Origin of the sequence: Acinetobacter sp. CIP 102129, assembly GCF_000368305.1 — a bacterium.
GTDB lineage: Bacteria > Pseudomonadota > Gammaproteobacteria > Pseudomonadales > Moraxellaceae > Acinetobacter > Acinetobacter parvus.
The window spans coordinates 1,144,085-1,156,967 of record NZ_KB849341.1 but is presented as its reverse complement, the minus strand read 5'-3'; the positions used below and the strand labels follow the sequence as shown (position 1 = coordinate 1,156,967).

Genomic DNA, 12,883 nt, shown 5'->3' with positions numbered 1-12,883 from the left:
CATCTATGACTTGGAAACTGCAAGCCATTACAGGTGAATTTACGGGGCAGGAAATTAGTGTCGAACGTGACATGCTGGTGGGGCGGCATCAGGACGCTGAAATTTTGTTGCAGTCTACTGATATTTCACGAAAACATGCTGCATTACTGTTTAGAGATGACCATATTTGGGTAAAAGATTTAAAGTCTACAAATGGAACATTTGTGAATGGTGAGCGTGTTGAGCAGGAACAGGAGATGGAATTGCATGATGGGGATATGCTCCAGTTTGCCAGTTTTATGTTTATGATTCTTGCTCCTGAGCGTTATAAGGCTCATTTACCTGAAATTGACGTTGAGCCAGTAACGACAGTGCCGCATGATCAGGGAATGCCAAGCATTGCCGAGCGTGCCGCTGAAACAGGTATTACACGTGATGGCATGCCACAACAGGTTTCCATACCAAAACCTGCACCAATACCAGAAAATGTGCAAGTTGAGGCGGTTGCTGAGCCAAAGCCTGTGCCTATGCAAGAACCAGTCTCCCGTGTAGCTCAGGAAAAGGAGCAGCAGAAAAATGCTTCAGTTGGCCTGATTTCCATTATTATTTTAGTGATTTTGGCGGTGATTGCCTGGCTGTTCTTTAAATAATCAGTCTAAGCTTCTACAATCAAAGGCATGCTAGAAAGCATGCCTTTTTATTTCTGGGTAAATTCAATGTCTGTTGCACAGTTACAAAGTCGTCATCTTATTTTGTTTGATCTGGATGGAACACTGGTTGATTCCGCAGTTGATTTATATCGGGCCATGAACCTGAGTCTGGAAAAGCTACAATTTCCTCTGGTGACAGAGGAACAAGTGCGTGCATGGGTGGGTAAGGGCGCGGCAAAACTATGTGAGGCCGTACTTGAACATATATTTGGGCAGGTGAATACTGAGCAGCAAAAGCAATTGCTGGATACGTTTGTGGACATTTATGCTCAGGAGTTGTGTGTCAATACTCAGGTCTACACAGGTATCTTGCCTTTTCTGGACTATTGCCAGAGCCATAACATGGTGATGGCATGTGTCACCAATAAACCTGAACATTTGGCAAAAGGGATATTACAGATTCTTAAACTTGATCATTACTTTAAATTGGTCATTGGCGGTGATACCTTGCCTGAGCGCAAACCCCATCCATTACCATTACTGCATTGTATGCAGCTGTGTCAGGTATCCGCGGCGGAAACCCTGATGATTGGGGACTCAAGTAATGATGTGGAGGCTGCAAGACGTGCAGGTATAGATTGTATTGTGGTCAGCTATGGCTATAATCATGGAGAAAATATCCATGACTGCCAGCCACAACAGGTGGTGGACAGTCTGGAAGAGTTGCTTGAGGAAGATCTGGAGAGGAGAAAGGCATGAAAGCTGTTATGGTTTTTCGATGGCGGGCTTGAAGCAGCATTAAACGAAAACGCACAAAAATCGAAACTATAGAGAAAATTCATGACCACCCTCGTACAATTTGAGCAACTCAAGGCCGCTGGCTATAACACCATTCCTGTATACCGTCAGCGACTGGCAGATACAGAAACACCACTCTCAGTTTTCGCACGTTTTAAAGAGCAAAAGCAGGCCTACTTATTTGAATCAGTGGAAGGCGGGGAGAACTGGGCGCGTTATTCAATGATCGGCTTGGGCGAGTCAACTGTCTTTTCATGCAATGCGGGTATCCTCACGGTTCAGCAGGCGGATGGTTCGATATCCCAGCAAGACTGTAGCGATCCATTTCAGTATATTCGCGACTTCCAAAGCCAGTTTAAGGTTCCCACCCAAAAAGAATTGCCTGATCTACCTAGCTTTACAGGTGGACTGGTTGGATATTTGGGCTATGACGCAGTTCGTTATATCGAGCCAAAACTAAAAAATGTTCCAGCCGCTGACCCTGTCACCTTGCCTGACTTGTGGTTGATGCTGTCCCAAACCGTGATTGTGTTTGACAACCTGAAAGATACGCTGTTCCTGATTCATCATGCCGATGCAAACCAGGCAGATGCCTATGTACAGGCACAAGCCAGGCTGGACCAGCTGGAGCAACTGCTTGCAGTCCCTGTTAGCCTACAGGCCAAGCCACATACACCACCGCATTTTGAATCCATTACAGGTAAAGCGAGGTTTCTTGAGACCATTGAAAAGGTCAAGGAATATATCCGCGCTGGTGATGTGATGCAGGTGGTACCTGGACAGCGGATGGTGTCTGATTTTGATGGTGAAGCCTTGCAGGTTTACCGTGCATTGCGTCACCTCAATCCATCACCCTATTTGTTTTTGGTGCAAGGACAAACCCTGACAGACCAGAAACCTTTTCATATTGTGGGTTCTTCGCCAGAGATTTTATCCCGTCTGGAAAATGGCATTGCAACTGTACGGCCTTTGGCGGGTACACGACCAAGGGGCAAGACCAAGGAGGAAGATCTGGCCTTGGAGCAGGACTTGCTGGCAGATGAAAAGGAGATTGCTGAGCATTTAATGCTGATTGATCTTGGGCGTAATGATGTGGGGCGTGTCTCCAAAATTGGCAAGGTGCAGGTGACTGATCAAATGGTGATCGAACGCTATTCGCATGTCATGCATATTGTTTCCAATGTGCAGGGAGAGGTGCGTGATGATGTGGATGCGTTGGATGTCTTTAAGGCAACTTTCCCTGCGGGCACGCTTTCAGGCGCACCAAAAATCCGTGCAATGGAGATCATTGACGAAGTTGAGCCTGTAAAGCGTGGCGTATTTGGTGGGGCAGTCGGTTATCTGGGCTGGCATGGGGAGATGGATATGTCGATTGCAATCCGTACCTGTGTCATCCGTGATCAAAAGGTCTATGTGCAGGCGGGGGCAGGACTGGTGGCGGACTCAAATCCTGAGTCTGAGTGGAATGAAACCCAGATAAAAGCTCGCGCGGTGATCAAAGCGGTTGAATTATCGTCAAACGGATTGATTTTATGAGTTTTTCGCAGTTTTTCTAAAAAACTGCTTGCATCATGTGTGAGTTTTGCTAAACTGCACACCGTTCCGATACGAAACGTATCAAACGCTAAGATAAAGCCGGCATAGCTCAGTTGGTAGAGCAACTGACTTGTAATCAGTAGGTCCACAGTTCGAATCCGTGTGCCGGCACCATCTTAAAGTTGATAGGTTGAATAAAGGATGGCGCTGCAAGTAAGTGCGATATGGTGGGATTCCCGAGCGGCCAAAGGGGGCAGACTGTAACTCTGCTACGAAAGTTTCGAAGGTTCGAATCCTTCTCCCACCACCATTCGACTTCGATATAAGTGGTCAGTACCAACATGCGGGAGTAACTCAGTTGGTAGAGTGGCAGCCTTCCAAGCTGCATGTCGCGAGTTCGATCCTCGTCTCCCGCTCCATCGAAGAGATCGCTCTTATAGCTCAGTGGTAGAGCACTCCCTTGGTAAGGGAGAGGTCTCGAGTTCAAATCTCGATAAGAGCTCCAGATATACAGCTTAGTAGAAAATATCTACAAAATTTAAAGAAGCAGGCTATTATAGTCTGCTTTTCAAGTATTAGGTGTCTAGTTTTTTAGGCGAATGTCGATAAAGAAAGTTTTTCAGGGTTGTTTTTCTCTAAACTGGTGTCGACGTAAACGAGGAAGATCATCATGGCTAAAGCCAAGTTTGAACGTAATAAACCACACGTAAACGTGGGTACAATTGGTCACGTTGACCATGGTAAAACAACTTTAACTGCTGCGATTGCAACTATCTGTGCAAAAACTTACGGCGGTGAAGCGAAAGATTACTCACAAATCGACTCAGCTCCTGAAGAAAAAGCACGTGGTATTACCATTAATACATCACACGTAGAATACGATTCTCCAATCCGTCACTACGCTCACGTAGACTGCCCAGGCCACGCCGACTATGTTAAAAACATGATCACTGGTGCTGCTCAGATGGATGGCGCGATCCTTGTATGTGCTGCGACTGATGGTCCAATGCCACAAACTCGTGAACACATCCTGCTTTCTCGTCAGGTAGGTGTACCTTACATCATCGTATTCTTAAACAAGTGTGACCTTGTTGATGATGAAGAATTACTTGAATTAGTAGAAATGGAAGTTCGTGAACTTCTTTCTACTTATGACTTCCCAGGTGATGACACTCCAATCATCCGTGGTTCAGCGCTTCAAGCATTGAACGGCAATGATGGCGAATATGGTGAGAAATCAGTTCTTGCACTTGTAGAAGCGCTTGACTCTTACATTCCAGAACCAGAGCGTGCAATCGATAAACCATTCTTGATGCCAATCGAAGACGTATTCTCTATCTCTGGTCGTGGTACAGTAGTGACTGGTCGTGTAGAAGCTGGTATCGTTAAAGTTGGTGAATCTGTTGAAATCGTTGGTATCCGTGATACTCAAACGACTACAGTTACTGGCGTTGAAATGTTCCGTAAACTTCTTGACGAAGGTCGTGCGGGCGAGAACTGTGGTGTTCTTCTACGTGGTACTAAGCGTGAAGATGTACAACGTGGTCAGGTACTTGCTAAACCAGGTACAATCAAGCCACACACTAAATTCGATGCAGAAGTATACGTACTTTCTAAAGAAGAAGGTGGTCGTCATACTCCATTCCTTAACGGTTACCGTCCACAGTTCTACTTCCGTACAACTGACGTAACTGGCGCGATCAAACTACAAGATGGCGTAGAAATGGTAATGCCTGGTGACAACGTAGAAATGTCAGTAGAGTTAATCCACCCGATCGCAATGGACCCAGGTCTACGTTTTGCAATCCGTGAAGGTGGTCGTACTGTAGGTGCTGGTGTTGTTGCGAAAGTAACTGCATAAGCTCCATACTGTGTTAGACTCAAATCGAAAGCTTCGGCTTTCGATTTGCTTAATAGGTCAGTAGTTCAATTGGTAGAGCGTCGGTCTCCAAAACCGAATGTTGGGGGTTCGAGTCCCTCCTGGCCTGCCACTTTTTTTAAATAAAAAAGCTTGATTCTGGCTAAGTTGTCATATAATAAGTCGCGAATTGAACGACGAGTAAAAAAATGTCGAATGATAAATCGCGTGACGCATTAAGCGACGCGCCAATCCCTCAAAGAAATAATGCAGAAGTTGTAAGTTCAGGTTCGCCATTGGATGCTGTCCTGTGGTTGGTTGCTATTGCTTTGCTAATCGGTTCTGCATTGGTAAATCAGCATTTACCTGCCTATTGGGCGCCTGCAAATGATATTTGGGTGCGCGTTGGGGTAATTTTGGCTTGTATCGTTGTCGCTTTAGGTTTATTATACGCCACCCATCAAGGTAAAGGCTTTGTGCGCTTGTTGCAAGATGCACGAATTGAACTGCGTCGAGTGACTTGGCCGACGAAACAAGAGACGATCACCACTTCGTGGCAGGTGCTCTTGGTAGTAATTATTGCATCTCTAGTGTTGTGGTGCTTTGATTATGGGTTAGGTTGGTTTATTAAGTTAATTATCGGGTAAGAGCGCCATGAAACGTTGGTATATTATTCATGCCTATTCAGGCTTTGAAAAACAAGTGTTGCGTTCGCTTAATGAACGTATTCAACGTAGCACGGTAGCTGACAGCTTTGGTGAAGTCCTAGTTCCTACTGAAGAAGTAGTTGAAATGAAGGATGGTAAGAAACGTAAATCTGAACGTAAGTTCTTTCCAGGCTATGTGTTAGTCGAAATGGAAATGAATGATGATACTTGGCACATTGTAAAAGAATGTCCAAAGGTTCTTGGTTTTATCGGCGGTACGCCAGAAAAACCAGCACCAATTTCTCAACGTGAAGCTGATGCGATTCTTGCTCGTGTACGTAATACTGGTGAAGCACCGCGTCCTAAGACGATGTTTGAACCAGGTGAAGAATTACTCGTTATTGATGGTCCGTTCACTGACTTTAAAGGAGTCGTGGAGGAAGTTCAGTACGAAAAGTCGCGTTTAACGTTGACAATTAATGTATTCAATCGACCAACGCAAGTTGAACTTGAGTTTCGACAAGTCGAAAAAACGATTTAATTTGAGTTGGTTGGTAAGCGCCCGATTTGATCGGGCATTGTTGTTCTAACACTTTGGTGTTGTTTAATTTTTTGGGGAGCCTGACGGCGTCTGTACCCAGAGGTAATTTTCAATGGCTAAGAAGATTGACGGCTATATCAAGCTGCAAGTTCCAGCTGGTAAAGCAAATCCATCTCCACCAATTGGTCCTGCTTTAGGTCAACGTGGTGTAAACATCATGGCATTCTGTAAAGAATTCAATGCTGCTACACAAAAACTTGAAGTTGGCTTGCCAATTCCTGTCGTGATCACTGTGTACAATGATAAATCGTTCACATTCATCATGAAAACTCCACCTGCATCTATTCTTCTTAAGAAAGCTGCTGGTATTCAAAAGGGTTCTTCTGTACCGAACAAAACTAAAGTTGGTAAGTTGACTCGTGCTCAATTGGAAGAAATTGCGACTACTAAAGAACCAGATCTTACTGGTGCTGATTTAGACGCACGTGTACGTACCATTGCTGGTTCTGCACGTTCTATGGGCTTGGAAGTGGAGCTATAAGACATGGCAAAGTTAACTAAACGTCAAAAAGCCATTGCTGCTGCTGTAGAAGCAAACAAAGTTTATACTTTGGAAGAAGCGGTACAAGTTCTTAACAGCCTTCCAGCTGCGAAGTTCAAAGAATCATTAGACATCTCTGTAAACCTTGGTGTTGATCCACGTAAATCTGATCAGGTTGTTCGTGGTGCGACGACTTTACCTGCAGGTACAGGTAAAACTGTACGTGTAGCAGTATTTGCTCAAGGTGCTGCTGCTGAAGCTGCAAAAGAAGCTGGTGCAGATGTTGTTGGATTTGATGACCTTGCTGAAAGCATTCAAGGTGGAAATCTTGATTTCGACGTGGTGATTGCTGCTCCTGATGCAATGCGCGTTGTTGGTAAGTTAGGTACAATTCTTGGTCCGCGTGGCTTAATGCCAAACCCTAAAGTGGGTACAGTGACTCCAGATGTTGCTAATGCAGTTAAAAATGCTAAATCTGGTCAGGCACGTTACCGTGTAGACAAGGGTGGTATCATCCACGCTGCAATCGGTCAACTTGGCTTTAGCGAAGAAGCTGTACGTCAAAACGTTGAAACTTTAATTGCAGATTTAAAACGTTTAAAACCTGCAACCTCTAAAGGTGTATACGTTAAGAAGATCACTTTAAGCTCGACTATGGGCCCAGGTCTTACTGTTGACGTAAACAACGTTTCTAAGTAATTAGACAGAATTTTAAAGCCTCGGTCTCTTTTGTTAAAAGAGGGTCCGAGCAAACTTTGAATTGATAAATGAAGGTTTATCAGCGTCAAAGACCTCAGGCGAGGCAGGTTTTAGGATTTGCTTCTTAAAATACCAGTCTGAGTAGACGCGGTGGTGTGATTTGTTGCTCCTCCGCGTGTAAGTCGAAAGACTTACGAATTGGGAGTGTACCTGTGTAGGTACATAAATCACCGTTAGGAGGTTTTACAATGGCTCTTCTTATCGAAGACAAAAAACAGATCGTTGCTGAAGTAACTGAAGTTGCTTCTACAGCGTTCGCTGCCGTTGTTGCTGACTACCAGGGTTTAACCGTTGAGCAATTAACTGCTCTTCGTGTTGAAGCTCGTAAACTAGGTGTTGCTACACGTGTTGTACGTAATACTTTAGCTAAACGTGCTCTTCAAGATACGCAATTCTCTATCTTGAATGACAATCTGGTTGGTCCAACAATCTTAGCATTCTCAACTTCTGAAGACGATATGGGTGCAGCTGCACGCTTGTTCGAAGAATTTGCTAAAACTAACAAAGCATTTGAATTAAAAGCTGCTGCATTTGACGGCAAACTTTATCAAGGTGAAGAAGTTAGTATTATTGCAAACCTTCCGAACCACGAAAAAGCACTTACTATGCTTGCGTCTGTTCTTCAAGCTCCTATTTCGAAATTGGGTCGTTTACTTACAGCGCTCCAAGAGAAAAACGAGTCAGAAGCTGCTTAAGCTTAAATCTACTTTCACACCATTCAATATCCATTTGGAGTTATTCTCATGGCTTTAACAAACGAACAAATCTTAGACGCAGTTGCTGAATTAAAAGTTATCGAACTTGTTGACTTAATCAAAGCATTTGAAGAGCGTTTTAACGTATCTGCTGCTGCTGTAGCTGTAGCTGCTGGTCCTGCTGCTGCTGCTGCTGTTGAAGAACAAACTGAATTCAACGTTGAGTTGACTTCTTTCGGTGCTAACAAAGTTGCTGTAATTAAAGCAGTTCGTGAAGCTACTGGCCTTGGTCTTAAAGAAGCTAAAGATCTTGTTGAAGGCGCTCCTGCAGTTCTTAAAGAAGGCGTTTCTAAAGAAGAAGGCGAAGAACTTAAGAAGAAGCTTGAAGAAGCTGGTGCTACAGTTACACTTAAGTAATGCTGTAGGGAGTCGATTTTTTCAAAATCGGCTCCAAAAAATGGCTGATGGCTCTTGGGTCATCAGCCTTTTTGCGTTACAATAATCGGCTCGTTTTTTGATAGTTTTACGTTCATTGTGCGTATTATTTAAACAAAATTTATGAAATCAAACGCTTACCAATATTTTTTTGCTTATAAAAATATTGTTAAGCGTTTTAATACCACTAAAAATTGCAGCATTTGTAAACAGTGGTGGCCATATCGGCCTGCGTAATTCTTTCTAGACCCGTTCTGCAGGCGGGTTTAGTTTACTTTCCGAGGACTCCAGATGGCATACTCATATACCGAAAAGAAACGGATCCGTAAGAATTTTGGTAAATTGCCCCACGTAATGGAAGCACCGTACTTACTTTCGATTCAGGTCGATTCGTACCGTACATTCTTACAAGGCGGTAAAACTCCAAAAAATCGCGAAGATATCGGTCTCCAAGCCGCATTTCGTTCAGTTTTTCCTATTGAAAGTTATTCTGGCAATGCTGCTTTAGAATTTGTTGAGTATAGTCTTGGTAAGCCTGAGTTTGACGTACGTGAATGTATTTTACGTGGTTCAACTTATGCAGCACCAATGCGCGTAAAAATTCGTTTGATCATTAAAGATCGTGAAACGAAATCAATTAAAGACGTGCGTGAACAAGAAGTTTATATGGGTGAAATGCCACTCATGACCGATAACGGTACTTTCGTTATCAACGGTACTGAGCGTGTCATCGTATCTCAATTACACCGTTCACCAGGTGTATTCTTTGACCATGACAAGGGTAAAACCCACTCAAGTGGTAAAGTGTTGTATTCAGCACGTATTATCCCTTACCGTGGTTCATGGTTAGATTTTGAATTTGATGCTAAAGATTTAGTATTCGTACGTATTGACCGTCGTCGTAAATTGTTGGCGACTGTGATCTTACGTGCTTTAAATTATAGCAATGAACAAATCTTGAATTTGTTCTATGAAAAAGTACCTGTATATCTTGATATGGGTAGCTATCAAATTGATCTTGTTCCAGATCGCTTACGTGGTGAAATGGCACAATTTGATATCTTGGACAATGATGGTAAAGCGATCGTTGAACAAGGTAAACGTATTAACGCACGTCACGTACGTCAAATGGAAGCTGCGAACTTAGCCAAGCTTTCTGTACCTGATGAATATTTATATGAGCGTATTACAGCTGAAGATATCACACTGAAAAGTGGTGATGTGATTCCTGCGAATACCGTTCTTAGCCATGACATCATGGTGAAGATCGCTGAAAATGGTGTGAAGCAGTTTAACATCCTGTTCACGAATGACATCGATCGTGGTTCGTTCATTGCAGATACATTGCGTGCGGATACAACAACAGGTCGTGAAGAAGCACTTGTTGAAATCTATAAAGTCATGCGTCCAGGCGAGCCACCGACGAAAGAAGCTGCTGAAAACCTATTCAATAATTTGTTCTTCTCTTCTGAGCGTTATGACCTTTCTCCAGTGGGTCGTATGAAGTTCAACCGTCGTTTGGGGCGTCCTTACGAAGTCGGTACTGACCAGAAGTCACGTGAAGTTGAAGGTATTCTGTCACACGACGATATTATTGATGTATTACGTACATTAGTAGAAATCCGTAACGGTAAAGGTGAAGTCGATGATATCGATCACTTAGGTAACCGTCGTGTACGTTCTGTGGGTGAAATGACAGAAAACCAATTCCGTGTTGGTCTAGTCCGTGTTGAACGTGCTGTGAAAGAGCGTTTAAGCCAAGCAGAAACTGATAACTTGTCTCCGCAAGATTTAATTAACGCCAAACCAGTTGCTGCGGCAATCAAAGAATTCTTTGGTTCAAGCCAATTGTCTCAGTTCATGGACCAAAATAACCCATTGTCTGAGATTACCCACAAACGTCGTGTATCTGCGCTTGGTCCTGGTGGTTTGACGCGTGAACGTGCAGGCTTTGAAGTACGTGACGTACATCAAACTCACTATGGTCGTGTTTGTCCAATTGAAACACCTGAAGGTCCAAACATTGGTTTGATCAACTCGCTTTCTGTCTATGCTAAAGCGAATGACTTCGGTTTCTTGGAAACACCATACCGTAAAGTTGTAGATGGTCGTGTGACAGATGAAGTTGAATATTTATCTGCAATTGAAGAAGTAGGCACTGTCATTGCACAAGCCGACTCAGCAGTGGATAAAGATGGCAACTTGACTGAAGAAATGGTTTCTGTCCGTCATCAAGGTGAATTTGTGCGTATGTCGCCTGAGCGCGTCACACATATGGATGTTTCTGCACAGCAGGTTGTTTCTGTTGCAGCATCATTGATTCCATTCCTTGAACACGATGATGCGAACCGTGCATTGATGGGTTCGAACATGCAACGTCAGGCTGTTCCTACATTGCGTGCTGACAAGCCGCTTGTGGGTACAGGTATGGAAGCAAACGTCGCACGTGACTCAGGTGTGTGTGTAATCGCCAACCGCGGTGGTGCGATTGAATATGTTGATGCATCTCGTATCGTGATTCGTGTCAACGAAGATGAAATGATTGCGGGTGAAGCAGGTGTAGATATCTACAACCTGATTAAATATACACGTTCAAACCAAAATACCTGTATTAACCAGAATGTCATCGTGAACCTGGGCGACAAAGTTGCTCGTGGTGATATTTTGGCTGACGGTCCATCGACTGACATGGGTGAACTTGCGCTGGGTCAAAACATGCGCGTCGCGTTCATGACATGGAACGGTTATAACTATGAAGACTCGATCTTACTTTCTGAGCGTGTGCTTCAAGAAGATCGTTTAACGTCGATTCACATTCAGGAATTGTCATGTGTCGCACGTGATACTAAGTTGGGCTCGGAAGAAATTACCGCTGATATTCCAAACGTTGGCGAAGCAGCTTTATCTAAGTTGGATGAGTCAGGTATTGTGTATATCGGTGCGGAAGTGACTGCGGGTGACATCCTTGTTGGTAAGGTAACGCCTAAAGGTGAAACTCAGTTAACACCTGAAGAAAAATTACTTCGTGCAATCTTTGGTGAAAAAGCAGCTGACGTAAAAGACTCATCTTTACGTGTTCCATCGGGTACTAAAGGTACAGTGATTGACGTTCAAGTCTTCACACGTGATGGTTTGGAAAAAGATGAACGTGCGCAGGCAATTGAGAAAGCTCAGCTTGATGCATACCGTAAAGACTTGAAAGAAGAATACAAAATCTTCGAAGAAGCAGCACGTGAACGTATTGTTCGTTTGTTGAAAGGTCAAGAATCTAATGGTGGTGGTTCAACCAAACGCGGTGATAAACTTTCTGCAGAGGTATTGTCTGGTTTAGAGTTGGTTGATTTACTTGAAATCCAGCCAAATGATGAAGCAATTGCTGAGCGTTTAACTCAAATTCAAGTGTTCTTGAAAGAGAAGAGTTACGAGATTGACGAGAAGTTTGCTGAGAAGAAGCGTAAACTTTCTACAGGTGATGAATTAACAACTGGCGTATTGAAAGTTGTTAAGGTTTACCTGGCAGTTAAACGTCGTATCCAGCCTGGTGATAAGATGGCGGGTCGTCACGGTAACAAGGGTGTTGTATCAAACATCTTGCCAGTTGAAGACATGCCACATGATGCGAATGGTGTGCCAGTCGACATCGTATTGAACCCACTTGGTGTACCGTCACGTATGAACGTGGGTCAGATTCTTGAGACTCACTTGGGTATGGCGGCGAAAGGTCTTGGCGATAAGATCGAAAAAATGTTGAAAGAACAACGTACAGTGATTGAACTGCGTGAATTCTTAGACAAGATTTATAACAAGGTTGGTGGTGAGCAGGAAGAGCTTGATAGCTTGACTGACGCAGAAATCTTGGCGCTTTCAGGTAACTTACGTGCTGGTGTTCCATTAGCGACTCCTGTATTTGATGGTGCTGAAGAAAGCCAGATCAAAGACTTACTTGAATTGGCAGACATTTCTCGTACAGGTCAAACAGTATTGTTTGATGGTCGTACAGGTGAACAGTTTGACCGTCCTGTAACTGTAGGTTACATGTACATGCTGAAACTGAACCACTTGGTTGATGACAAGATGCATGCGCGTTCAACAGGTTCTTACTCACTTGTAACTCAACAACCGCTTGGTGGTAAAGCACAATTCGGTGGTCAGCGTTTCGGTGAGATGGAAGTATGGGCACTTGAAGCATACGGTGCAGCATATACGCTCCAAGAAATGCTTACTGTGAAGTCGGATGACGTCGAAGGCCGTACACGCATCTATAAGAATATTGTAGATGGGAACCATTATATGGATCCAGGTATGCCTGAATCGTTCAACGTATTGACCAAAGAGATCCGTTCTTTAGGTATCAACATTGAACTGAAAAATGGTGACTAAATCCCCCTCGTTCCCCCTTTAAAAAAGGGGGGAAGTTCCCCTCTTTGAAAAGAGGGGCTAGGCG

At 43.8% G+C, this 12,883-nt stretch carries 11 protein-coding genes and 5 tRNA genes; all 16 read left to right on the top strand.

Annotated features, from left to right (window positions below; genetic code table 11):
* Positions 1 to 5: 5 nt before the first annotated feature.
* On the top strand, positions 6 to 629 hold the full coding sequence (locus F973_RS13540) for an FHA domain-containing protein (protein ID WP_004674333.1): 624 nt from the start codon (positions 6 to 8) through the stop codon (positions 627 to 629).
* 66 nt (positions 630 to 695) lie between these two features.
* Complete coding sequence (locus F973_RS13535; RefSeq protein WP_034432686.1) at positions 696 to 1,388, top strand: phosphoglycolate phosphatase; 693 nt, start codon at positions 696 to 698, stop codon at positions 1,386 to 1,388.
* Positions 1,389 to 1,469: 81 nt separating this feature from the next.
* Positions 1,470 to 2,963, top strand: a complete 1,494-nt coding sequence (gene trpE, locus F973_RS13530) for an anthranilate synthase component I (RefSeq protein WP_004762324.1) — start codon at positions 1,470 to 1,472, stop codon at positions 2,961 to 2,963.
* Positions 2,964 to 3,061: 98 nt separating this feature from the next.
* A tRNA-Thr gene (locus tag F973_RS13525) sits at positions 3,062 to 3,137 on the top strand.
* 52 nt (positions 3,138 to 3,189) lie between these two features.
* Positions 3,190 to 3,273 (top strand) — tRNA-Tyr (locus tag F973_RS13520).
* A gap of 33 nt (positions 3,274 to 3,306) precedes the next feature.
* Positions 3,307 to 3,382 (top strand) — tRNA-Gly (locus F973_RS13515).
* 11 nt (positions 3,383 to 3,393) lie between these two features.
* Positions 3,394 to 3,468: transfer RNA gene (locus F973_RS13510), tRNA-Thr, on the top strand.
* Between the two features lie 165 nt (positions 3,469 to 3,633).
* Positions 3,634 to 4,824: an elongation factor Tu gene (gene tuf / locus F973_RS13505; protein ID WP_004762323.1), complete on the top strand. Its 1,191-nt coding sequence runs from the start codon at positions 3,634 to 3,636 to the stop codon at positions 4,822 to 4,824.
* 54 nt (positions 4,825 to 4,878) lie between these two features.
* A tRNA-Trp gene (locus F973_RS13500) sits at positions 4,879 to 4,954 on the top strand.
* A gap of 76 nt (positions 4,955 to 5,030) precedes the next feature.
* Positions 5,031 to 5,468 carry a preprotein translocase subunit SecE gene (gene secE, locus F973_RS13495; protein WP_004674339.1) on the top strand — a complete coding sequence of 146 codons (438 nt, stop codon included), beginning with the start codon at positions 5,031 to 5,033 and terminating at the stop codon, positions 5,466 to 5,468.
* 7 nt (positions 5,469 to 5,475) lie between these two features.
* Entirely contained in the window at positions 5,476 to 6,009 is a 534-nt protein-coding gene (gene nusG, locus F973_RS13490) for a transcription termination/antitermination protein NusG (RefSeq protein WP_004674340.1), read from the top strand.
* 112 nt (positions 6,010 to 6,121) lie between these two features.
* The gene (gene rplK / locus F973_RS13485) at positions 6,122 to 6,550 is read left to right on the top strand and encodes a 50S ribosomal protein L11 (RefSeq protein WP_004637639.1); all 429 of its coding nucleotides are present in this window, start codon (positions 6,122 to 6,124) and stop codon (positions 6,548 to 6,550) included.
* 3 nt (positions 6,551 to 6,553) lie between these two features.
* Positions 6,554 to 7,249: a 50S ribosomal protein L1 gene (gene rplA, locus F973_RS13480; protein ID WP_004674343.1), complete on the top strand. Its 696-nt coding sequence runs from the start codon at positions 6,554 to 6,556 to the stop codon at positions 7,247 to 7,249.
* 248 nt (positions 7,250 to 7,497) lie between these two features.
* Positions 7,498 to 8,004: a 50S ribosomal protein L10 gene (rplJ, locus tag F973_RS13475; RefSeq protein WP_004659354.1), complete on the top strand. Its 507-nt coding sequence runs from the start codon at positions 7,498 to 7,500 to the stop codon at positions 8,002 to 8,004.
* Between the two features lie 48 nt (positions 8,005 to 8,052).
* The gene (rplL, locus tag F973_RS13470; protein ID WP_004762322.1) at positions 8,053 to 8,421 is read left to right on the top strand and encodes a 50S ribosomal protein L7/L12; all 369 of its coding nucleotides are present in this window, start codon (positions 8,053 to 8,055) and stop codon (positions 8,419 to 8,421) included.
* A 309-nt stretch (positions 8,422 to 8,730) separates the two neighbouring features.
* Positions 8,731 to 12,819, top strand: a complete 4,089-nt coding sequence (gene rpoB, locus F973_RS13465; RefSeq protein WP_004674346.1) for a DNA-directed RNA polymerase subunit beta — start codon at positions 8,731 to 8,733, stop codon at positions 12,817 to 12,819.
* The last annotated feature ends 64 nt before the right edge of the window (positions 12,820 to 12,883 follow it).

Coding starts and splice junctions, on each gene's coding strand:
- F973_RS13540 (WP_004674333.1), top strand. CDS start 6: ATGACTTGGAAACTGCAAGCCATTACAGGTGAATTTACGGGGCAGGAA.
- F973_RS13535 (WP_034432686.1), top strand. CDS start 696: ATGTCTGTTGCACAGTTACAAAGTCGTCATCTTATTTTGTTTGATCTG.
- trpE (WP_004762324.1), top strand. CDS start 1,470: ATGACCACCCTCGTACAATTTGAGCAACTCAAGGCCGCTGGCTATAAC.
- tuf (WP_004762323.1), top strand. CDS start 3,634: ATGGCTAAAGCCAAGTTTGAACGTAATAAACCACACGTAAACGTGGGT.
- secE (WP_004674339.1), top strand. CDS start 5,031: ATGTCGAATGATAAATCGCGTGACGCATTAAGCGACGCGCCAATCCCT.
- nusG (WP_004674340.1), top strand. CDS start 5,476: ATGAAACGTTGGTATATTATTCATGCCTATTCAGGCTTTGAAAAACAA.
- rplK (WP_004637639.1), top strand. CDS start 6,122: ATGGCTAAGAAGATTGACGGCTATATCAAGCTGCAAGTTCCAGCTGGT.
- rplA (WP_004674343.1), top strand. CDS start 6,554: ATGGCAAAGTTAACTAAACGTCAAAAAGCCATTGCTGCTGCTGTAGAA.
- rplJ (WP_004659354.1), top strand. CDS start 7,498: ATGGCTCTTCTTATCGAAGACAAAAAACAGATCGTTGCTGAAGTAACT.
- rplL (WP_004762322.1), top strand. CDS start 8,053: ATGGCTTTAACAAACGAACAAATCTTAGACGCAGTTGCTGAATTAAAA.
- rpoB (WP_004674346.1), top strand. CDS start 8,731: ATGGCATACTCATATACCGAAAAGAAACGGATCCGTAAGAATTTTGGT.